Genomic DNA, 22,284 nt, shown 5'->3' on the forward strand with positions numbered 1-22,284 from the left:
ACTGTAGACAGTAATGGCAAGTTATTGACCCCTCCTGCAGTACATCTACGCGGTGTGGTTACCAAGCACTCACAGGCCGATTGGGATGCCAAAGTTTACCAAGTAGTCACGGCTGGACTACGGGGTCGTTGGAACGAAGTCATTGATACCTCTGGGAATCAGCGGGTTATTCGATGGGATGGATTACGTTCACGCTTAGAGGAGGAGGTTCGTCATTTTGTCCGGCGTGAGCTCCCCAAACGTTACCCCTTAATTGTTTTCCTCATGCAGCCCATTGATACGACAACGCCTTTGGAACCAGCACAGCCAATAAAAAAACGAGTTGTCGCTGTTTAGTATTAGCTATCTAGTATTAGTAGCAACGTAACTCCAAGTCTTTGAGGTGGATGGCAATATCCACCTCAAAGACTTATTTTTATGGGCTTTAGATATAGCTTGGCGCACATAGTTCACAACATCAGTCATGACTGGAAGCTATGAATAGCAAAAGCTTGACACTCAGCAAACAGCTGAACGCATTCAGCTGTTTGCTATAAATCTGCATAACGGCAACTATATTTTCTCTGAAAAAATTTAAATAAAAAGTCCAAAATCCTGGCCATATGGGCAGGCTCAAGCTATAATCCATTGCAACTGAAGCTGTCATAGGATAACTACAGAGCTTGTTAGCTGCAGCTCAACCAACGGCGAGTACTGACCAGTTCCGCTTCTGTCAGAACACTTGCGATTGCAACGTACCAGCGACGCTTACGGTCTGTCTGAGGCCCCAGTACTCTAATCGGATTTATCTAAACGTTACTTCTAGCTGCTAAGCAGTGAAGTTTTTGGATTCCTGCGGTTTGCTCTGTAGCCTGCCCATGGCCTCACCAGAGCCCGGTTGACTTTAACTGAGGTGCCAGAGGGTTTAGGTTAGGGCGGCTGTCTTAGATTTGAAGGATTAATCGTTGAGCTTACGTAAGCCGACCCCGGTGAATATGGGTTGGCTACATGGGTTTTTGAGGAAATTGGATGCCTAAGCAGATCATTATTGCGGAGCAGCATCGTACTGCCGCCGTTTTTTCGGAAGATCAAATTCAAGAGTTAATTGTGGCTACCGGTAGCCACCAGGTTGGAGATATCTATGTAGGTACGGTTGAAAACGTACTGTCAGGCATTGATGCCGCTTTCATTAATATTGGTGATAGTGAGCGCAATGGCTTTATGCATGTGTCCGACCTTGGGCCACTAAAACTAAAGAGAGCTCCGGGGCCTATTACTGAGTTAGTTGCACCTAAGCAGAAAGTGCTGGTGCAAATTATGAAGGAGCCTACAGGAAATAAAGGTCCTCGACTGACTGGGAAAATCACTCTCCCAGGACGATATCTGGTGTTAATGCCCTATGGCAGAGGGGTTAACCTATCTAGACGAATTCGTAATGAGGCTGAGCGCCATAGGCTACGGGCTTTAGGTATCTTGACAAAGCCACCAGGTATGGGGCTACTGGTACGTACTGAAGCTGAGGGCGTATCTGAAGAAGCTATTATTGAAGATTTGGAAGCGTTGCAAAAACGCTGGGAGATGATTCAGCAAGAAGCCATGGCCACCAGACCACCAGCCTTGCTGAATCGGGACGATGATTTTATTCAGCGGGTTTTACGGGATGTTTACAATGCAGACGTCAATCGCATTGTAACTGACTCAGATATCGGTATGCAGCGGGTGAAACAACACCTATCAAGCTGGAGTGATGGTCGCTTACCAGCTGGAGTATTGGTCGATCATCACCGAACTGAGTCTCCGCCGATTCTAGAATACTTCCGCGTTAATGCAGCAATTCGTGAAGCGTTAAAGCCACGAGTCGATCTGCCATCTGGTGGATATATCATTATTGAGCCCACTGAAGCTTTAACCGTCATTGACGTTAACTCTGGATCATTTACTCGATCAGCAACTGCACGGGAAACCGTTCTTTGGACTAATTGTGAAGCGGCTGTGGAAATTGCCCGACAGCTACGTCTGCGGAATGTGGCAGGCGTTATTGTGATCGATTTTATCGACATGGAATCCCGGCGTGATCAAATGCAAGTCCTAGAGCATTTTGGTAAGGCACTACAGGCTGATAAGGCCCGTCCTCAAATTTCCCAGCTATCTGAACTAGGACTGGTAGAGCTGACTCGAAAACGTCAAGGCCAGAATATTTACGAGTTATTTAGCTGCCCTTGTACCGCCTGTGGTGGACTGGGTCATCTTGCTCAGTTACCGGGCGAAGCTCCTGTAGAAGTGCAACAATCAGCAGTAGCGAGTCGTGTTGTACCGATGCCAAGTGTTCGTATGGCACGCCAAGAACGTTCGGATAGCTTGGAGCCCGAGCAAAATCTGAAGTCTCTCGATTTGGTCAATCATCCTGACTATCACGATAAAGGTAACGGTCGCAGCAGCCGCCGCCGCCGTCGTCGTGGCAATGATAGCCCCAGCAGCACTCGCAGCGGTCGGTCAATCACAACTCCACCTAAATTAGTCAATAACGGCAGCAACGTCAGCTCTATTGTTGGTTCTGCTCCTATTTTGGCCACTAATGGAGACAGTTCCCGAGACGAGCTATCGACAACAGAGACAACCTCAACTCGTGGTAAACGTTCTCGTGGACGTGGACGTAAACCCGAAGTGCCCCCTCAGGTGGTAACCGTCGCCCTGACCCCTAATGAACAAAGAATCTATGCAGAAATGGGGATTTCTCCTTTGGTGTTAAGCCAGGAGGAAATCCAAGATACAAAAAACGTAGTGGTATCTGTCGTACTTCCTGGAGAGACTTCTACATCAGTGGATTCCAGTCAACTTCAGCCTGAACACTTTGATACTATGCTGGTTAAGAGTTTAGGGTCTGAGGAGACTCAAACTGATATGACTAGCGTGTCTGCTGAGGTTACTGATTCAATCAGTACAGATGCTCCGCTAAGTACACCAGACCAGTCTGATGTTGTCCCTGAGGATATTACTGAAGCTTCTCAAAATTCACCAGAATCAGAAGAACCTGAAACACCTCCCACTCGTCGCCGTCGCCGTCGCCGCTCGTCTGCCACGGTGGGCTAGGGTTCCACATGGCAACGGCTGGTGTAGATGAGGTTGGGCGTGGAGCTCTTTTTGGTCCTGTAGTGGCTGCGGCCGTTATACTACGGCCTGATTTGGAATTATGGCTGCAGGAGCAAGGGGTAACAGATAGTAAGGCCCTCACGCCCAAAAAACGTCAACACCTAGTGCCTAGGATTCAATCAGCTTCTGTGGATAGTCAAATTGGCTGGGTTTCAGTTCACCGCATTGATCAGATAAATATCCTACAGGCCTCATTGCAAGCCATGCGGCAAGCAATTGGGCGATTATCACCTCAACCAACACAATGCCTGGTGGATGGGAACCAGATGATTCCCGAACTAAGGATAGAACAAAAAACAGTGGTTAAAGGAGACCAATCAGTGGTTGCGATCGCAGCTGCTAGTATCATTGCCAAGGTTTGGCGAGATACACTGATCATCCGCTTATCACACCGTTATCCAGGATACGATCTTGCATCTAATAAAGGTTATGGCAGCCCTAAACATCTAGCTGGTTTACAAAAACTAGGGCCTACGCGATACCATCGCCGCTCTTTCAAAAGTTGCCAACAACTATCACTACTAGAGTGACTAATATGCGCTCTAGCTCAAGTTAGGGGATTAAGTGCGGTTATCGTAGCTGATGAGACGACGCCAGTACACCTGTAGACCACCCGCGGTATTCATGGATTAAACGCCGCTGCAACCGCTGTTTAATCGTACTTAAAATACTATTAGCAATAGTATTTCCCGTCGACTCTAGCAAAGGTTTTGGAGTCAACTGGAAGGCAGCAGGTAAATCAATGCTGATATCTAGCTCAGCATTGCCCGAAACACCAGAATTATCTGGACGTGCGGCCAGCCAGCCTTGCAGTTTGAACGAAAACCTTCGATTGAGTGCAGCTTGCTGTCGGAGCCGACAGGAGTCTGAATAAATCACTACTTCACCAGCATCATTGGGATAAATCTGAACATCTGCCACGGGTTCCAACGTCAGCATCAAAAATTTGATGGAGCGCATACTAAATTGGAAAGTATGACGTCCCAAGACTTTAATTTGGCTAGGATCTGCAAGGGCATACACCAATCGATCAGTATTTCTTAAATACTGATCGATTGGCACAGGAGCTGGGGATATAGCGATTTCTACAGACTGCGACGCACGCAAATGAACCATTAGCCAATTTCACCCCAAGGTCGCATCGTACAAATAAAATGTCCGTAGCATGAACAGCATCGCAGGCCATCACCCCTTGCCGTCATACCCCTCAACAATCATTTTGCTTAAAAGTTATTAAGCTAACTCTAACACCTTTATTTCAGCGGTCGCTGACGCCCTCTATATATTTTCTAGATGACTTCTATTGCGCACTTAGGACCAGCAGGGAGCTACTCTGAATTGGCGGCTACTAACTATGCACATTGGCTCAAGACACACCGTAATGAGGTACCGCCGACCCTAAAGCCCTACAGTACCATTTCTAAAGCTATTCAAGCCGCTGCAGCTGGTGAAACTGATACCGCTGTAGTTCCCATTGAAAATTCTATTGGTGGAAGTGTACGCGATACCCTAGACATGTTATGGGAATTAGACAGTTTAAAGATTCAAAATAACCTGGTAATTCCTATTCACCACGCTCTATTGTCTCAGGCCACAAGTCTAGACTTGATTAAAACAGTCTATTCTCATCCGCAGGCCCTGACTCAATGCCAAAAATGGCTTGCCACTAATGTGCCAAATGCTCTACAGATAGCAACAAGTTCAACAACTGAAGCTTTGCCTAAACTATCTGAAAATAAGACGTTTGCAGCAATCTCTCCCCTATGGGCAGCTAAGCTATATAACATCCCAACATTAGCAGATCCCATTAATGACACCCCCGATAATGCAACCCGATTTTGGGTTCTAGGTCAGAACCTGATAAACCATGGCAGTCACACATCCCTAGCATTTAGACTGCCAGACAATACCCCAGGCGCTCTACTTAAACCACTCCAGCTATTTGCCACTCAAGGAATCAACATGAGTCGTATCGAATCACGTCCTACCAAGCTAGCTTTAGGAGACTACCGATTTTTTATTGATATTGAAGCTAGCTTGGATGATCCAAACACCCAAGCAGCTTTACAACTACTCAAAAACTGCACTAAAAGCTTAAAAGTTTTTGGTAGCTACAAAGAAATTAAAGCCCAAATTTTATGAGTAAATTAATACCTATACCGACATCAAAGCTTACGAAGGACTATCCTCAGGAAGAACATCTTTCAAGGCAGTACGAGCAGCTAGATGATTACGCGTAGACGTTAAGATATCAGCCTCACGCTCCAAACGTTGAGCTGTATTCTGCATTTCTAGGAGTTGTTGTTGCTCTCTGGCTACACCATGTAGCGTACTGGCAATCCAGTAGGACAAATCTAAGGGCAATTCCGGTACACTCTCAGGAAACTCAATCTCTTGACTTGTAAGCTTGGATGAAAGATGAACAACATCTCGAAGCAGTTGATCTACCTCAGATGCTAACGGTGATAAATCTTTATCCGCAGCTTCATCCTCAACCCACTCAACCAGACCTACTCGATAAGGTTTTTCACGAACATAATCTAAAACACGGAACCTCTGATGCCCCATGGTTAATATTTTCATTCGATCATCAGGCAGACGCTGAAAGTGAATCACCTCAGCACAGCAACCAACTTTCGAAATTTCACCACTATCAGGATCAATCATCAATACACCAAAACGACGATCCGACTGTAGGATCGTATTCATCATGATGCGATAGCGAAACTCAAATATATGGAGAGGTAAATGCCTACCAGGAAAGAGAACCAACTCAGGCAATGGGAACAAGGGTAGCTCTCGGACAGCGACTGATGAAGCAGAATCCATTATGGCAGGTAGGAGATACTTTGCAGCAAACACCCCATAGGACAACCAAATAATGGCATGTCTACCAGATGCAGCATGCTTATTCTAACCTATCCACCCATTTCAAACAGCCCTAGACACAGGATATGCAGAAGTAATACCTGAGCATCTCAAAAACTCATGCCCAGGCATATACTCTTAGATCCACCATCAAGTTATTACACAAAAACCAGCGCAATAACTAACTACAGAAATAATATTAGAAGACTAAAGCTTAACTTCAATATCTACACCAGCAGGTAAATCCAACTTCATCAAAGCATCAATGGTCTTTGAAGTTGGCTGATATATATCAATAATGCGTCGATGGGTGCGGGTTTCAAAGTGCTCGCGCGAATCTTTATTTACGTGGGGAGAGCGGAGTACACAATAAATTTTGCGCTTAGTAGGTAAAGGGATTGGACCAATCGCTGTTGCATTAGTGCGGTTTGCCGTGTCTACAATCTTTTCGCACGAAGTGTCCAGGAGACGACGATCGAAAGCTTTTAAACGAATGCGAATTTTTTGCTGCTGAATAGTAGCCATTACGACTAAAGTATCCTCTAATTATCAAGGTTCACAGGCCTTACGACCAAGGGAACGAAGAAGGCATTGAGAATGCCCTCTTCGTATTAATCTAAAACAGATTACTCAGTAATAATTACTCAGTGATCTTAGAAACTACGCCGGCACCAACAGTACGTCCACCCTCACGAATAGCGAAACGCATACCTTCTTCAACCGCTACAGGGTTAATTAGCTCCACGTTCATCTTGATGCGGTCACCAGGCATAACCATTTCAGCAGCACTGCCATCGTCAGCAGTGAAGCTAGCAATAGAACCAGTTACATCAGTGGTACGCACGTAGAACTGAGGCTTATAACCGGGGAAGAAGGGAGTATGACGGCCACCCTCTTCCTTATTTAGAACGTAAACCTCAGCCTCAAACTTAGTGTGAGGAGTGATACTGCCAGGCTTCGCTAACACCATACCGCGTAGAATGTCTTCTTTTTGAATACCACGCAATAAAACACCAACGTTGTCACCAGCCATACCTTCATCTAAGGTCTTCTGGAACATCTCAACGCCTGTAACTGTGCTCTGAGTAGTGTCACGGATACCAACAATCTCAATTGTTTCACCGACTTTAACCTTACCACGCTCGATTCGGCCAGTAGCTACAGTACCACGACCAGTAATAGAGAAAACGTCCTCAACAGCCATCAAGAAAGGCTTGTCAACATCACGCTCGGGAGCAGGAATGTATTCATCCACCTGATTCATCAGGTCATGAATTTTATCTACCCATTCATCCTCGCCCTTGCCAATACTACTATTCGCCTGCAATGCCTCAACAGCCTTCAACGCAGAGCCTGCAACGATAGGAATATCATCACCAGGGAAATCATAGGAACTGAGCAACTCACGAACTTCTAGCTCAACCAGCTCAAGTAGTTCCTCATCATCTACCTGGTCTTGCTTATTTAAGAAAACGACGATGTGAGGTACGCCAACCTGCTTGGAAAGCAGAATATGCTCACGGGTCTGAGGCATAGGGCCATCAGCTGCAGAGCAAACCAAGATAGCACCATCCATCTGGGCTGCACCTGTAATCATATTTTTCACATAGTCTGCGTGTCCGGGGCAGTCTACGTGGGCATAGTGACGGTTTTCGGTTTCGTACTCTACGTGAGCAGTATTGATCGTAATACCCCGCGCCTTTTCCTCAGGAGCAGCATCAATATCCTCGTAGTTACGAGCTTTAGCACTACCAGCTGCTGCCAAGGTCATAGTGATCGCAGCTGTCAGCGTGGTTTTACCGTGGTCAACGTGGCCAATGGTGCCGATGTTAACGTGGGGTTTGCTTCTTTCAAACTTTTCGCGTGCCATGTATTTTACTGTGTCCCTAAACTAACTTATGCGTTCCCTTTGTTTCTAGCGATAACCGCATCAGCCACGTTGCGCGGAACTTCCGCATAGTGGCTAAACTCCATAGAGAATATGCCTCGACCCTGAGTCTTTGAACGAATGTCAGTGGCATAGCCAAACATTTCAGCCAAAGGTACGTTTGCACTTACCTTGGCAAGTCCGCTCTCAGACCCCATACCCTCAATCTGGCCTCGACGAGAGTTAAGGTCTCCCATAATGTCACCGAGAAACTCATCAGGAGCTTCAACTTCGATTTTCATCATAGGTTCCAGTAATACTGGAGAAGCCTTCGTGACTGCATCCTGAATAGCCATCGATCCAGCGATCTTAAAGGCCATTTCAGACGAGTCCACATCGTGGTAAGAACCATCAACCAGTGTGACTTTAAGGTCGATCACGGGATACCCAGCTAGAATACCAGATTCGCACTTTTCTTTCATGCCAGCTTCAGCAGGGCCAATGTATTCCTTGGGCACCGTACCACCAACAATCTTAGATTCGAACTTGAATCCGGAGCCTTCTTCCCCTGGTTCAACATCAATCACTACATGACCAAACTGGCCCTTACCTCCACTTTGACGCACAAACTTACCTTCAGTGGTAACCGCCTTGCGAATAGTTTCACGATAGGCAACCTGGGGTGCGCCAATGTTTGCTTCTACCTTGAATTCTCGCTTCATACGATCCACGAGAATATCCAGGTGAAGCTCCCCCATTCCTGCAATCACTGTCTGATTCGTCTCAGGGTCTGTAAACACCCTGAATGTGGGATCTTCCTCAGACAGCGACTGTAAAGCTTTAGCCAGCTTTTCCATATCTTGCTTGGTTTTAGGTTCCACAGCAACGGATATGACGGGTTCCGGCACGAATAAGGACTCTAACACAATCGGGTTATCAGTGGTACAGATTGTGTCACCGGTAGTGGTGTCCTTGAGGCCTAATACAGCACCAAGATCGCCAGCTCGTAGTTCCCCAACTTCGATACGTTCGTCCGCCTTAAGGACAATTAAGCGAGAAACTCGCTCTTTTTTATCCTTAGTGGCGTTATAAACGTAGCTACCTTTAGTCAAAACACCAGAGTACATTCGAATAAATGTCAGTCGCCCATAGGGATCTGACATAATTTTGAATGCTAAAGCAGAGAGTGGACCATCATCCTCAGGTGGTCTTTCACCCATTTCCCCATTAGGCAATGTTCCTTGGATAGGCGGTATATCCAAAGGAGAGGGTAAATAGTTAACCACTGCATCTAACAGAAGCTGAACACCCTTATTTTTAAATGCTGAACCACAGAGCATGGGGACCAAGCCACCACTAGTCACCCCTGTACGCACCGCATTAGTAATTTCTTGAGCGGTTAATGCCTCCCCCTCAAGATATCTTTCCATAAGAGCATCATCAGTTTCAGCGATCGCCTCAATGAGTAGTGTCCGGTACTCCTCTGCCTGTTCCCGAAGCTCTTCAGGAATATCAACCTCCTCAATGTCTGTACCTAAATCATTGGCATAGATGTGAGCCCGCATCTTTACCAAATCCACGACGCCGCGAAATTTATCCTCAGCACCGATGGGAATCTGAATAGGAACTGCATTAGCCTTAAGACGTTCGCAAACTTGTTCGTAAACTCGAAAAAAATCAGCCCCGGTACGGTCCATCTTGTTGACAAACGCAATTCGAGGAACGTTATAACGATCAGCTTGACGCCAAACAGTTTCTGACTGAGGCTGCACCCCACCTACTGAATCAAAAACAACGATGACACCATCAAGAACACGCATTGAGCGCTCTACTTCAATAGTGAAATCCACGTGACCGGGTGTATCAATGATGTTTATCTGGTGGTCGCGCCAGCTAGTACTAATAGCAGCAGCAGTAATCGTGATACCCCGTTCCTGCTCTTGCTCCATCCAGTCAGTAACAGCATTACCGTCGTGAACCTCTCCAATCTTATGGACAACACCAGAGTAAAAGAGGATACGTTCAGTTGTCGTGGTTTTACCCGCATCAACGTGAGCGGCAATCCCAATATTTCTAACTTTTTCTAAGGGAGAGGTGCGTGCCATGGCAATAACCTTCAAACAACATAGCTGAAGAAAGTCGTATCGTTACGCTTAGGCCAAGTAGGCCAAGCTTGACTCAAAAATCAATAACGATAGTGGGCAAAAGCTTTATTGGCTTCTGCCATTCGATGAGTCTCTTCACGCTTACGAACAGCACCACCTGTTTCATTGGCCGCATCCATAAGTTCATTCGCAAGCTTAATAGCCATACTCTTACCAGCGCGCTGACGAGCAAACTGAGAAATCCAACGCAAAGATAGAGCAGTGCCTCGATCGGCGCGCACTTCCATAGGAACTTGGTACGTAGCACCACCTACACGTCGCGCCTTCACCTCGACCAAGGGAGTGGTGTTACGTACGGCCTGCTCGAAAACCTCTAAAGGTTCATTTCCAGTACGTTCTTCAATGATTTTAAAGGCTCCGTAAACAATACGGAGTGCCAGGGATTTCTTACCGCTCACCATGATGCGTCGAACCATCATGCTGACCAGTCGGCTGCTATATACAGAATCAGGTGGAACAACGCGCTTCTGAGCGCTCGAACGACGAGACATATTAATCCTTTAATAGACTATGAGTTGAGTGCTAAGAGTTGAACAGCTTCAACAATAGCTAGCTAGAGAGTCTGTGGCGGATACACTAGCAAACGCACTGCAACTACACGAAAGCCTAGGGCCACACCTGCCCACCTCCCGTAGTGCGCTGCCGCAGAACCGTTACTCCTTAGGACGCTTAGCGCCATATTTGGAACGACCTTGACGGCGATCCTTCACCCCAGCAGTATCCAGGGTGCCGCGGATAATGTGGTAACGAACACCAGGAAGATCCTTAACACGCCCGCCGCGAATCATGACAACGGAGTGCTCCTGCAAATTGTGTCCAATACCTGGAATGTAGGCAGTCACTTCAAAACCAGACGTTAGTCGAACTCTAGCTACCTTACGCAACGCAGAATTAGGCTTCTTAGGCGTTGTGGTGTAGACACGAGTACAAACTCCACGACGCTGAGGGCAACTCTTCAGCGCTGGGGATTTGGTCTTTTTCTGAGCGTTACTGCGCTCACTCCGAATGAGCTGTTGAATAGTTGGCATACTGAGAAAGGCAAATGCCTATTGCTTCCAAGTTTTCACAAGACCCCATCGTATCGATTTCGAGGCTTTATTGTCAATCTTTATTCTGATTACTTTTGAGGGAAAGCTGAGTCGAATCTGGACTTGTTTGGACGCAGCTCTGAATATTGAGCAGATAGAGTGAAGGGCAGTCCAAACCGATACAGCAAGCCCAGGTAGGATTTGTCTGCCTGGGCCTGCTGTATAAAGATTAGATATCTGTGTTGTCAGCTGCCATTAATGGCTCAAACTGAATTTACTTGCTGTCTGTGCGAGCATAGTCATCCTGAAAACGGATGATGTCATCTTCGCCCAAGTACTCACCATTCTGTACTTCAATAAGTACAAGAGGGATAACGCCTGAATTCTCTAATCGGTGGGCGGTACAAGCAGGTACATAGGTGGACTGATTTGTGCAAAGAAGAATCTCCTGATCGCCACACGTTACTTTGGCGGTACCGGACACCACAATCCAGTGCTCACTACGGTGGTGGTGCATCTGTAAACTCAGACGATGACCAGGCTGAACCTCAATACGTTTGATTTTGTAGCCCTTACCCTCTTCAAGGACGGTGAAAGACCCCCAAGGACGGGTGTCACTGATGGGAGTATCTCTGATAGTGGTCAAGCTCTCTTTATTTTCCTGAGTAGATGATTTAGGACGATCTTGAGTTTGGACCATGGTTATAGTTCCTGTTTGGGAAAGTACAGATACGGATAGTGGCTACGATTTTTAATGGCGGACCCTGTAGAAATTGCCAAGGCCAAAGAAAACTTAGCCTGCCAGTAGCTGAGCAGTAGCAGTAGGCGTAATAACTTCGCTGATACAATCAGCACAAGGTTTGAATACCGGTTTAGTTACCGTAGGTATTAAGGAGCTACAGGGATTTTTTAATGCATCGCTTCCCTAGAGAAATTGGGTTTAGTAAAAAACGCCGCGATCTGTAGTAGCGATTTTGAATAACGTTTTCAATTCAGGTCTCATCATAACAGCGGAAATTGGATAGGCGTCACGAGTGAGGCCACCGAAGCAATTAACTAAACGGAGTCTTCAAGTTACGGAAAATACTTTAAAGGTTGCTTCAATCAGGGGCACTTTTACAGACGATTTTCCACAGGGGAACTAGCAAACACTCCTAAAGCATTATTGATGCGCGCGGCTGTGCGGGGATGTCGATTGAGCAACATCCCGCCTAGATAAAGGCTAGATGAGCTACCACCATCTAAATTAAGTGCATCAGTACATCCCAATTTCTGAACAATCTGAGCAGTTTCTGGCAGCGTAGGACCACGGCCACCCACCCGATCTTGAATAGCGATTAGCTTGATTTGACCAGTCGGAGTAAGGCCAATAATACTGCGGGGGGCTCTACCTTCGATGAAGTTACGGCTAAACGATTCCTGCTGGGCGTTCAAGACTATTTGCCCTCTGGTTATCAGCAAAGGACCCGCCCCTAAAGTGTGGGGCAACTGCTCAAAACTAGAGGGTTGCATTTGTTGTGTTAAGGCGACGGTTGCTCCTGGTGCAAAAGCGGATGCAGCGGAATTAAAAGACCGTAAAACGAGCAGATAACCACCTGGAGGAATGGGCACAGTCTCTTGACCTGCAGATCCCAACGTACGTTGCTGCAGCACTCGCTCATTTTGCACCGTGACAACCACTTCATTATCAACCAGGGTGGTGTATTGAGGCCCCCAATGTTCTGTGTAGCGAGCAATGCCAGCTTTGACATAGCCGCTGTTGAGGTGATCAATAGGATAGGTTTGATTGTTAGCGGTGACGGTGGCCGCTAGAGTTAGGCGACTCATGATGACATTACCTTGGTCATCCCAACCCATGGCCCCACGCCCAAGAATTGGGCCAGAAATCCAGCTGTTATTAAACCGTAATGCCCCTAGTGGCAATTGATTATTTCGATTAAAGAAGCCGCCATTGATTAAGGCTATAGGCTGCCACTGCTCGGCTAAATCTGATGGCGGTTTAATGCCAGCCGCTTGGTCAGGAAACGCCCACAGAGGCAGCAAAGAAAAGTCAGGATGATTGGCGTCTAGACTTAAGGTATACACAGGGAAGCGCTGACTGCCTAAGCTAACGTAACGCTGTTGAAATTGCACGCCATCGGCCCAGAGGATTTCTTTAGATCTGAGAGCATCAGGGCGAATATCAATCACCAGGCGGTTAGGCTCAGCTAAACTCCAGACATGGGGCTTCAGATGGTTGGCCACGGTCAAGGTGAGGGTGGTGCGTTGAGCACTGGAAGTGATGTTGGCACCTTTGAGGCTGTTGGTGGGCGTTAGTTTAAAGGCTGAGATAGCCCCTGTATCCATTGCGGCATCAACGGTCACCGTAATGCTATTGGTTGCCGGGCTTACCTGCCACGAAGCTTCTTTACTTAAATCCAATACCAGACGATCACCCCAGGATTGACGCCCCTGACGAACCGCCATGATCTGACTCGTTGGCAGGGTTAAGTCTAGAACTGAGCCCTGGGGAGTGACTTGCCACTCATGTTGACGCCCCAAGGGGGAAATATCCACATAGCGATGATGTTCGTATCGCCATGCAGGCAAGGTCAGCATGCCTTGATTAGCGCCATTAAACCAAGATACAGGCTGCTCAGATGGGTCGCCTGTACTGCCTAAATCAACACCTAAATGGGTTGCGATCGCACCATCTGCAATGCCAATCAAATCACGTCGCTTTTGCCATGCACCATTCACCAGGCGGCCATTGAGTCGCAACTGTCGACCACTAGCGGTTGGCTCTGTAGCCTTCACCAGTGCCAGTCGCCCTAAGGATGCTGTAACAACATTAGTTACAGCTGGTTGTGAATCTATTTGCGCACCGCCTAGCACAAAGCTACAGACACAAAGCATTAAAACAAGATACTTTAGTGACGATCTGACATGGGGCGACCAAGGACCTTGCACCGACATAGGCAACCAATTCAACGAGGTGAAGCGAATTAATTAGCAGCAGGGCTTTTAAATTACCGACCGCTTTCCAGGCGTTATCAATCCTGAAACTACCCCAAGGGTACTACCTAGAAAGAAGTGGCTATGGACAGTGAAGTCACTTTAAATAACCTTCACATACCAGCACAATTAAAATAGGCTGAGCCAAGACAACTGTAGCTTTCACGGCTCAATCTGGACTTTGGCATACCCATAGCCAGGCACCAAGACCCCACAAATCCCACAAGCACCTCATCTTTCAAAGCCCTTAAAGATTCTTGACGAATCCAAGTGAGGCACTTGATAATAGCGATCCTCAAGAATTTTGAGGACATTTCCCAACGCAGTTCGTCAAGTTCAGTGAAGGATCGCTAAATTTGATTTACTTTTACTATGTAAAGGTAGTGTGATCATTGTCACACCGAACGCCCGCTATGAGCGTTTGCAGGCAATGGTCGGCTCATGGGAGATTTCCCACGTAGTGCTGTTGGGAGTATCAGTTTATACACATCGATCCTGTTCAGCGATGTTGACTGGTGTCAATAGCTCGTTTCCTTAGGTGGATTTATTACGGTCTACCAATTTTGTAGAGCGATATATCTTAATCGCCCTTAGTTGCGTATCTGGGAGATTACTTTTCAATCGCTATTAGTAATAACTGCGAGGGATTCTCTAGCAGTTAGATAACCAATCGTTTTTCTATTTTCTTCTTGTGACTGGCCCATGGGTAATAAGCGTGTAGATAATGTGCAAACAAATCAGCAATGTCAAGGCCTGGAGCCTTTGGGGCCTAAATCACTAGTGGAGGAACGAGACGCTTGTGGTGTGGGTTTTATTGCTGATCAGCAAGGCCGTGCTAGTCACCGCTTAGTTACTGATGCGTTGCATGCCCTTAGCTGCATGGAACATCGGGGAGGTTGCTGCGCCGACCATGACTCTGGGGATGGGGCAGGTATTATGACCGCCATCCCTTGGAAAATTTTGCAGTGCTGGGCCGCTGGCCAATCATTAAGGCAGGGCCATGTTGGCGTGGGTATGACATTCTTACCCCGTCATGGTGATGCCGCTGAAATTGCTAAACAAAAGTTTGCTCAGGTAACTAAGGCCGCTGGTATGACCCTGATTGGTTGGCGGCCTGTTCCCGTAGCATCTGAGACATTAGGTGCACTAGCTCGGGAATTTGAGCCTCAGATTGAGCAGGTGGTTGTTGAATCAGAAGCAACTGGTGATGAACTAGAACGCCAGCTTTTTCTATTGCGCCGTGCCTGGCTAAGAGCAATGGAAGCGGTTCAGGGCAGTGACGAGCTGGCAGCGGCCCTCAAAGAAGCCTACATGTGCTCCTTCTCTGGTCGAACTTTGGTCTATAAGGGCATGGTCCGCAGTGATGTGCTTGGACAGTTCTACTTGGATTTGCAAGATAGTGATTATGAAAGCGCATTTGCTGTCTATCACCGTCGCTTTAGCACCAACACCATGCCAAAGTGGCCCTTAGCCCACCCCATGCGTCTATTGGGTCATAACGGTGAAATTAATACGCTGATCGGTAACATCAACTGGATGATGGCCCGAGAGGCGGATTTGGCAAGTGCTGTATGGGGAGACAGCATCCAGCAATTGAAACCCATTGTGAATGCTGATAACAGTGACTCGGCCAACTTAGACAACGTCATGGAGCTGCTGGTTCGCTCAGGGCGTACGCCAGCCCAGGCCTTGATGATGATGGTGCCTGAGGCCTATCTAAATCAGCCTGAGCTACTCAATTATCCTGAAATCACTGACTTTTATGAATACTACAGTGGTGTACAGGAGCCTTGGGACGGTCCAGCACTTGTGGTGTTTAGCGATGGCAAGCAAGTGGGTGCCACACTGGACCGCAATGGACTGCGTCCTGCTCGCTACGCCATTACCCGCAGCGGTTACCTGGTTGTCTCGTCCGAAGCAGGCGTCGTTGAGCTACCTACAGAGGAGATCGTTGAAAAGGGACGTTTAGGCCCTGGTCAAATGATCGCCATTGACTTTGAGACCCATGAAATCCTGAAAAACTGGGATATCAAACAGCGGGTGGCTCAAACTCAACCCTATGGAGCATGGCTCCGCAACCATCGTCAAGACATCTCTCCTCAGCTTTTCAGTGAACAGCCATACCTGGAAGGAAAGTCTCTACTGACACAGCAAACCGCCTTCGGCTATACGGCTGAAGACCTGGATATGGTTATTCAGGATATGGCGGCTCAGGGGAAAGAGCCCACTTACTGCATGGGGAACGATGCCCCTTTAGCGGTGCTATCTGAGAAGCCTCATCTGCTGTTCAACTACTTCAAGCAGCGATTTGCCCAGGTGACCAACCCCCCCATCGATCCTCTGCGGGAGCGACTGGTGATGTCGTTACAAATGCAGTTGGGGCAGCGCCATAATCTATTGGATGAACAACCGAGTCAGTTGATGAAGCTGGAATCACCGGTGGTTAACGACAATGAGCTGGCGCTAATTCGCCAGGGTAGTTTGAAAACAGCTAGCATTTCTACGCTTTACACCATTGAAAACGGCCCCCATAGCTTGAGCCAAGCGCTGGAGGCTCTTTGTAATCAAGCCGATACAGCCGTTAAGGCAGGGTCTGAGATTTTAATCCTTAGCGATCGCATCGATGCCCATGGCAACCCAGCCACACTATCCGCCACTCAAACCTACATTCCACCTCTATTAGCCGTAGGTGCCGTACACCACCATCTGATCGGTAACGGCTTGCGGATGAAAGCTTCACTGATAGTGGATACCGCTCAGTGCTGGACCACCCACCACTTTGCTTGCCTAGTGGGCTACGGTGCCAGCGCAGTCTGCCCATACCTGGCACTAGAAAGTGTTCGTCACTGGTGGGCCAACAGCAAAACCCAAAAACTGATGGAAACCGGCAAGCTGCCTGGCACTACATTGAATGGAGCCCAGGCCAACTACCGTAAGGCCGTGGAATCTGGATTGCTGAAGATTCTATCCAAAATGGGCATTTCTTTACTTTCCAGCTATCAAGGTGCGCAAATTTTCGAAGCAATTGGTATTGGCCCTGAATTATTAACAGCAGGCTTTAAGGGCAGTATTTCTCGCCTGGGCGGTCTAACCGTGGCTGAGCTAGCCGAGGAAACCATGCGTTTCCACAGCAAAGCATTCCCCGAGCTCACTGGCAAACGTCTAGAGCACATGGGCTTTGTGCAAGCAAGGCCTAAGGGGGAATATCACAGCAACAGCCCACAGCTCACTAAACTGCTGCACAAGGCAGTGAAGTCTAATCAATATGACCACTATGCTTTGTACCAGGAGCAGCTGAAGGGGAGTCCTGTAGCAGCGCTGAGAGATCTCCTGGACTTCAAGAGTGACCGTGGGTCTATCTCGATGGAGGAGGTGGAACCAGTGGAAGCCATTATGCGCCGCTTCTGCACCGGGGGGATGTCCTTGGGGGCACTGTCTCGGGAAGCCCATGAGACACTTGCGATCGCAATGAACCGCATCGGGGGCAAGTCTAACTCTGGAGAAGGCGGCGAAGACACCGTCCGTTTCCAGCCCATCAACGATGTGGACGATAACGGGCTGTCAGCCACGCTGCCCCACCTGAAGGGCTTAAAGCCGGGTGACACCGCCTGCTCCGCCATCAAACAGGTAGCCTCAGGCCGCTTTGGCGTCACACCTGAGTACCTCATGAGCGCCAAGCAAATCGAAATCAAGATGGCCCAGGGTGCCAAGCCGGGTGAAGGGGGTCAGCTACCCGGTCGTAAGGTGAGCGACTACATTGCTTCACTACGCCGTTCCAAGCCTGGCGTAACGTTGATTTCACCACCACCTCACCACGATATCTACTCGATTGAGGACCTGGCTCAGCTGATCTTCGACCTGCACCAAATCAATCCAACTGCAGGTGTTTCAGTCAAGCTGGTGTCTGAAATTGGCATTGGTACCATTGCAGCCGGTGTGGCCAAGGCCAACGCCGACATTATTCAGGTCTCTGGCCATGATGGAGGTACGGGGGCATCTCCCCTCAGCTCTATTAAGCATGCAGGTGTGCCTTGGGAACTGGGTCTGACCGAAGTCCACCGCGTGTTAATGGAAAACCAGCTGCGTGACCGCGTGCTACTGCGTGTTGACGGGGGCCTTAAAACTGGTTGGGACGTTGTCATGGGTGCCCTGATGGGTGCAGAAGAATATGGCTTTGGCACCATCGCCATGATTGCTGAGGGCTGCATCATGGCCCGAGTTTGCCACACCAATAGCTGCCCCGTTGGAGTCACTACCCAGCGCGAAGAACTGCGTAAGCGCTTTACCGGTGTGCCTGAGCATGTGGTTAACTTTTTCCACTTTGTCGCTGAGGAAGTTCGTTCACTATTGGCGCATTTGGGCTATCGCTCATTGAATGAAATTATTGGTCGGGCGGATCTGCTGACCACTCGCGCTGATGCTAGCCTCACCAAAACCCAGGGCTTGACGCTGAATATCATTACCCAATTGCCGGATACCCGTAGCGATCGCACCTGGCTTGATCATGGTGATGTTCATAGCAATGGTCCCGTATTGGATGACACTCTCCTGGCAAATGCCGAGATTCAGCAAGCCATTACTAACCAGACTGAACTCCACAAAACCTCTGATGTCATCAACACTGATCGCTCTGTCGGTGCCCGCATATCTGGAGCCATTGCCAAAAAATACGGCAATACTGGCTTTGCTGGCACATTGAACCTCACATTCAAAGGCAGCATCGGTCAAAGCTTTGGAGCCTTTAACCTACCGGGGATGAATCTCCGTCTCATCGGCGAAGCCAATGATTATGTCGGCAAAGGGATGCACGGTGGCGAACTGATCATTACGCCCTTCGAAGGCGTCCAGTACGATCCATCGAAAAACGTCATTGTCGGCAACACCTGTCTCTACGGAGCCACTGGCGGTACACTTTATGCCTTTGGTAAGGCTGGTGAGCGATTTGCCGTACGTAACTCTAAAGGTCAGGCTGTGATTGAAGGAGCCGGTGACCACTGCTGTGAATACATGACCGGTGGCGTTGTGGTTTGCCTCGGTAGCGTAGGACGTAATGTCGGTGCCGGTATGACCGGTGGTCTAGGCTACTTTCTCGATGAACAAGGTGATTTCCCCACCAGAGTTAACCCTGAGATTGTCAAGGTACAGCGGGTGATCACCACAGCCGGTGCTCAACAGCTTAAAGAGATGATTACCAATCACGCAGAACGCACTGGCAGTACTAAAGCGGCCCAGATCTTAGCGAATTGGGACAACTATCTACCCAGGTTCTGGCAGGTGGTGCCTCCATCAGAAGCTGATCGTCCTGAAACGCTAGATAGCACAGCAACCGTTGTCACCACAGTTGGTTAAATTAACCGAAATGCTGACATTTACTTGACTTGTCATTATCTTCTCAGCCATCTCCATTCAGTGGGAGATGGCTATGTTTTTGACAGACATCCAGCTAGTCTAGGATGTTACGATTTCAAGCGATTTCGGAGGTGCCCAAAATTGCTTCAACATGCTCTGAAGGAATGGTCTGTAGCAGTGGATGCCCTTGTCCAAGGCCAAACAATTCTGCTGCTGCGCAAGGGAGGCATTCGTGAGGTAGGCAACCATTTTCAAGTACCCCATCAGCGAGTCTGGCTATACCCCACCTATGAACACCAAAAAACGAACTTATTAAAACCCCAATGGGCTACACAAGTAACACCTGTGGCGGCTGGCTGGCATCCAACCCAGGTGACTATTCAAGCTTGGGCCAATATTACCCAGGTGTGGACCGTTAGAAATGAGCAGTCTGTTAACTCGTTGCTGCCATTTCACATTTGGAACGAGCAGTTTGTAACGGAACGTTTTCGCTGGAAACCCAGCCAACCCCTGCACCTGCTGTTAATGCGTGTATATCGATTAACAACACCAGTACAGCTTGACTGGCAGGCTGCCTACGGTGGCTGTCGATCTTGGCTAAACCTAGAAACCCCTAGAGATACCAAACAATCTGTCCCCGTTTTAGATGAGCAGACATGGACGGTAACCGGACAAAAGATATACCATCAAATCCAGCAATTTGAGACCATCAGGTCCTGGCAAGGCAATGAAATATTTTGAGATGTTTCATTGCAAATGATCTTACTTACGTCATATTTACCTACGTTTTGAAACCATAATTTATATGGAAGTCGATAACTATAAAGGAAAACCGACGATCCCCAGCTTCCCTAGCTAATCAGCCATACAAAGTACAAGCTGCTCGCTTATTGAGGCAGTGATTTTGTACACCATCTATGAGCAATAGGGTTTGTTATGACCGTGCTAAAAGTTGGCATCAATGGGTTTGGCCGTATTGGTCGTTTAATACTGCGAGCCGCTGTCAATAACTCTAATATTGAGTTTGTTGGTATTAACGATTTAGTCTCCCCTGAGAATCTGGCCTATTTACTTAAATATGATTCCACCCATGGTCAGTTCCCAGGCCATGTGGAAGCAAGAGATAACGGCATTGTTGTCAGTGGTAAATTTATCCCCTGTTTTTCCATCGCTAACCCAGCTGAACTGCCCTGGGGCAGCTTGGGTACCGATTATGTGGTTGAAGCGACAGGACGATTTTCAACCTATGACAAAGCCGCCAATCATCTAAAAGCTGGGGCAAAGCGAGTTGTCATTTCAGCTCCCACTAAGAGCCCAGAACAGGTTCCCACGCTATTGGTAGGGGTAAACCATAAGACCTTTAATCCCGAAACCGATCAAATTGTCTCCAATGCTAGCTGCACCACAAACTGTCTAGCGCCTGTAGCCAAAGTGATCCACGAGCATTTTGGCTTCGCTGAAGGTCTGATGACTACAGTGCATGCATCTACAGCGACTCAATCCACCGTGGATAGCCCGAACAAGAAGAGTTTGCGCAGTGGTCGTGGTGCAGCTCAGAACATTATTCCCGCATCCACAGGTGCCGCGAAGGCCGTTACCCTGGTGCTCCCAGAGCTAACAGGTAAACTAACAGGTATGGCTTTACGGGTACCCACGCCTGATGTATCGGTGGTTGATTTGACCGTTCGAACTGAAAAGGCCACTAACTATCGTGAAATCTGCGATGCCATGAAAGCGGCATCTAACAACGGGTTACGTGGGGTCTTAGGCTATACAGAAGATCCCGTTGTTTCAACTGATTTTGTGGGTGATCCGCGCTCTAGCATTTTTGATGCAGGCGCTGGTATTGAACTTAACCCCAATTTCTTCAAGCTGATCACTTGGTACGACAATGAGTGGGGCTACTCCAACCGTGTAGTTGATTTGATGCTGCACATGGCCATCACTGAAGGCCTCCTTCAGGGGGTTACTAGCGATGCTTTAGAAGCAGTTTATGCATAGTTTGAGATAAGAAAAAGCGACCCAAAATTGGGTCGCTTTTTCTTATAAATACTGATTAGCCAGAGGCCACTAAACATTAGCGCAGACTTAACCACCCATAGACTGATACCAGTAATAAGTGGCCATAGGAATGACCGTAGCCAAGATCAGTAGAACCACAACGATCCAAGTTGAGCTGGTGCGATTTTCCTCAGTTTCCTCAGCAGTGGCAAAGGTACCTTCCACATTGATGGTTTCTTCGATCACGGGAGGGCCAGGGTCAGGATCGCCCGTTAATATAGCAGCTAAGCGTACGGTGGCATCACCAAATGCTCGGTTGTAACTGTTGCTTTTAATTAACGGTGCTTTCATTGTTTCCTTCGTGATGCTTTCGGAAATCTCTTCAGGAAGTAAAGCAGCTGTTTCTTCACCGGATTTAATGCCAATGGTATTGGTGACATCATCCAGAACAATCACAGTTTGATTTGCACCTGCTTCTGGAGAAGGAAACCAACGAGCAAAAATTTGCTCAGCAAAACTTTGAGCCGTTTCACCATAGTCCAAACGATGAATGGTGACATAGCGAACCTCTTGACCGGTTTCAGTTGCTAGTTTCTTCAGGTCTTTGTTCAGATTACTTTCGTTAAGCCGAGTGATTTGCTTGGCGTCATCTAAGACCCAGTTGTCGGCATTAGGACTAATGGGCATGTCATAGATCCCGGTAGCACTGGCTGGTGTCGCAATTGATAGATTAATAGCTAACGCGATCGCAACCACAACTATCCAGCGGCAGCGATGAAATATCGAACTCAAGCGCATGATGTTTCAAGAAGCAGCAGTCGAGCAGCCATATAGCGGCCCTAATCACTACTATAGATGACCACATGCCTCTGAGAAAGCTAGT

Annotated in this window: 16 protein-coding genes and 1 pseudogene; 7 read left to right on the forward strand and 10 right to left on the reverse strand. The window is 47.9% G+C overall.

All coding sequences use genetic code 11. The annotated features are described in order from the left end of the window. The 3 genes and pseudogenes from DXZ20_RS04130 to DXZ20_RS04140 form a co-directional block, all read left to right on the forward strand. Positions 1 to 336, forward strand: a pseudogene (locus tag DXZ20_RS04130) (ribonuclease J); the annotation flags it as partial. A 672-nt stretch (positions 337 to 1,008) separates the two neighbouring features. Continuing rightward, the gene (rne, locus tag DXZ20_RS04135) at positions 1,009 to 3,069 is read left to right on the forward strand and encodes a ribonuclease E (protein WP_163661802.1); all 2,061 of its coding nucleotides are present in this window, start codon (positions 1,009 to 1,011) and stop codon (positions 3,067 to 3,069) included. Between the two features lie 8 nt (positions 3,070 to 3,077). Beyond that, the gene (locus DXZ20_RS04140) at positions 3,078 to 3,659 is read left to right on the forward strand and encodes a ribonuclease HII (RefSeq protein WP_163696644.1); all 582 of its coding nucleotides are present in this window, start codon (positions 3,078 to 3,080) and stop codon (positions 3,657 to 3,659) included. 40 nt (positions 3,660 to 3,699) lie between these two features. Here the strand turns inward: DXZ20_RS04140 and DXZ20_RS04145 are convergent, their stop codons facing one another. After that, entirely contained in the window at positions 3,700 to 4,245 is a 546-nt protein-coding gene (locus tag DXZ20_RS04145) for a DUF1997 domain-containing protein (protein ID WP_163661806.1), read from the reverse strand. Between the two features lie 177 nt (positions 4,246 to 4,422). Here DXZ20_RS04145 and pheA point away from each other — a divergent pair, with 177 nt between their 5' ends. After that, positions 4,423 to 5,271, forward strand: a complete 849-nt coding sequence (gene pheA / locus DXZ20_RS04150; protein ID WP_163661808.1) for a prephenate dehydratase — start codon at positions 4,423 to 4,425, stop codon at positions 5,269 to 5,271. A 30-nt stretch (positions 5,272 to 5,301) separates the two neighbouring features. Here pheA and DXZ20_RS04155 read toward each other — a convergent pair whose 3' ends face one another. The 8 genes from DXZ20_RS04155 to DXZ20_RS04190 all read right to left on the reverse strand — a co-directional run bounded on the left by DXZ20_RS04155 (position 5,302) and on the right by DXZ20_RS04190 (position 14,012). Further along, entirely contained in the window at positions 5,302 to 5,958 is a 657-nt protein-coding gene (locus tag DXZ20_RS04155; protein ID WP_163661810.1) for an LON peptidase substrate-binding domain-containing protein, read from the reverse strand. A 246-nt stretch (positions 5,959 to 6,204) separates the two neighbouring features. Continuing rightward, a complete protein-coding gene (gene rpsJ, locus DXZ20_RS04160; RefSeq protein WP_006515830.1) occupies positions 6,205 to 6,522 on the reverse strand; it encodes a 30S ribosomal protein S10 in 318 nt (105 codons plus the stop codon). A gap of 115 nt (positions 6,523 to 6,637) precedes the next feature. Next, the gene (gene tuf / locus DXZ20_RS04165; protein ID WP_163661812.1) at positions 6,638 to 7,867 is read right to left on the reverse strand and encodes an elongation factor Tu; all 1,230 of its coding nucleotides are present in this window, start codon (positions 7,865 to 7,867) and stop codon (positions 6,638 to 6,640) included. Positions 7,868 to 7,893: 26 nt separating this feature from the next. Next, positions 7,894 to 9,969, reverse strand: a complete 2,076-nt coding sequence (gene fusA / locus DXZ20_RS04170) for an elongation factor G (RefSeq protein ID WP_163661815.1) — start codon at positions 9,967 to 9,969, stop codon at positions 7,894 to 7,896. A gap of 80 nt (positions 9,970 to 10,049) precedes the next feature. Further along, on the reverse strand, positions 10,050 to 10,520 hold the full coding sequence (gene rpsG, locus DXZ20_RS04175) for a 30S ribosomal protein S7 (protein ID WP_163661816.1): 471 nt from the start codon (positions 10,518 to 10,520) through the stop codon (positions 10,050 to 10,052). 162 nt (positions 10,521 to 10,682) lie between these two features. Beyond that, the gene (rpsL, locus tag DXZ20_RS04180; RefSeq protein ID WP_006515834.1) at positions 10,683 to 11,057 is read right to left on the reverse strand and encodes a 30S ribosomal protein S12; all 375 of its coding nucleotides are present in this window, start codon (positions 11,055 to 11,057) and stop codon (positions 10,683 to 10,685) included. A gap of 274 nt (positions 11,058 to 11,331) precedes the next feature. Next, positions 11,332 to 11,757 carry a phosphomannose isomerase type II C-terminal cupin domain gene (locus DXZ20_RS04185; protein ID WP_163661818.1) on the reverse strand — a complete coding sequence of 142 codons (426 nt, stop codon included), beginning with the start codon at positions 11,755 to 11,757 and terminating at the stop codon, positions 11,332 to 11,334. A gap of 416 nt (positions 11,758 to 12,173) precedes the next feature. Next, positions 12,174 to 14,012, reverse strand: a complete 1,839-nt coding sequence (locus tag DXZ20_RS04190; RefSeq protein WP_163696646.1) for a phosphodiester glycosidase family protein — start codon at positions 14,010 to 14,012, stop codon at positions 12,174 to 12,176. A gap of 741 nt (positions 14,013 to 14,753) precedes the next feature. Here DXZ20_RS04190 and gltB point away from each other — a divergent pair. The 3 genes from gltB (at position 14,754) to gap (ending at position 21,401) form a co-directional block, all read left to right on the forward strand. Next, entirely contained in the window at positions 14,754 to 19,400 is a 4,647-nt protein-coding gene (gene gltB / locus DXZ20_RS04195; RefSeq protein WP_163696648.1) for a glutamate synthase large subunit, read from the forward strand. 141 nt (positions 19,401 to 19,541) lie between these two features. After that, a complete protein-coding gene (locus tag DXZ20_RS04200) occupies positions 19,542 to 20,141 on the forward strand; it encodes a DUF1802 family protein (RefSeq protein ID WP_163696650.1) in 600 nt (199 codons plus the stop codon). A 195-nt stretch (positions 20,142 to 20,336) separates the two neighbouring features. Next, entirely contained in the window at positions 20,337 to 21,401 is a 1,065-nt protein-coding gene (gene gap / locus DXZ20_RS04205; RefSeq protein WP_163661826.1) for a type I glyceraldehyde-3-phosphate dehydrogenase, read from the forward strand. A gap of 87 nt (positions 21,402 to 21,488) precedes the next feature. On the opposite strand, the gene psb32 is transcribed toward gap, so the two are convergent. Continuing rightward, positions 21,489 to 22,199 carry a photosystem II repair protein Psb32 gene (gene psb32 / locus DXZ20_RS04210; RefSeq protein ID WP_250565608.1) on the reverse strand — a complete coding sequence of 237 codons (711 nt, stop codon included), beginning with the start codon at positions 22,197 to 22,199 and terminating at the stop codon, positions 21,489 to 21,491. Positions 22,200 to 22,284 lie beyond the last annotated feature (85 nt).

Source organism: Adonisia turfae CCMR0081, from assembly GCF_011009555.1.
Classification (GTDB): domain Bacteria; phylum Cyanobacteriota; class Cyanobacteriia; order Phormidesmidales; family Phormidesmidaceae; genus Leptothoe; species Leptothoe turfae.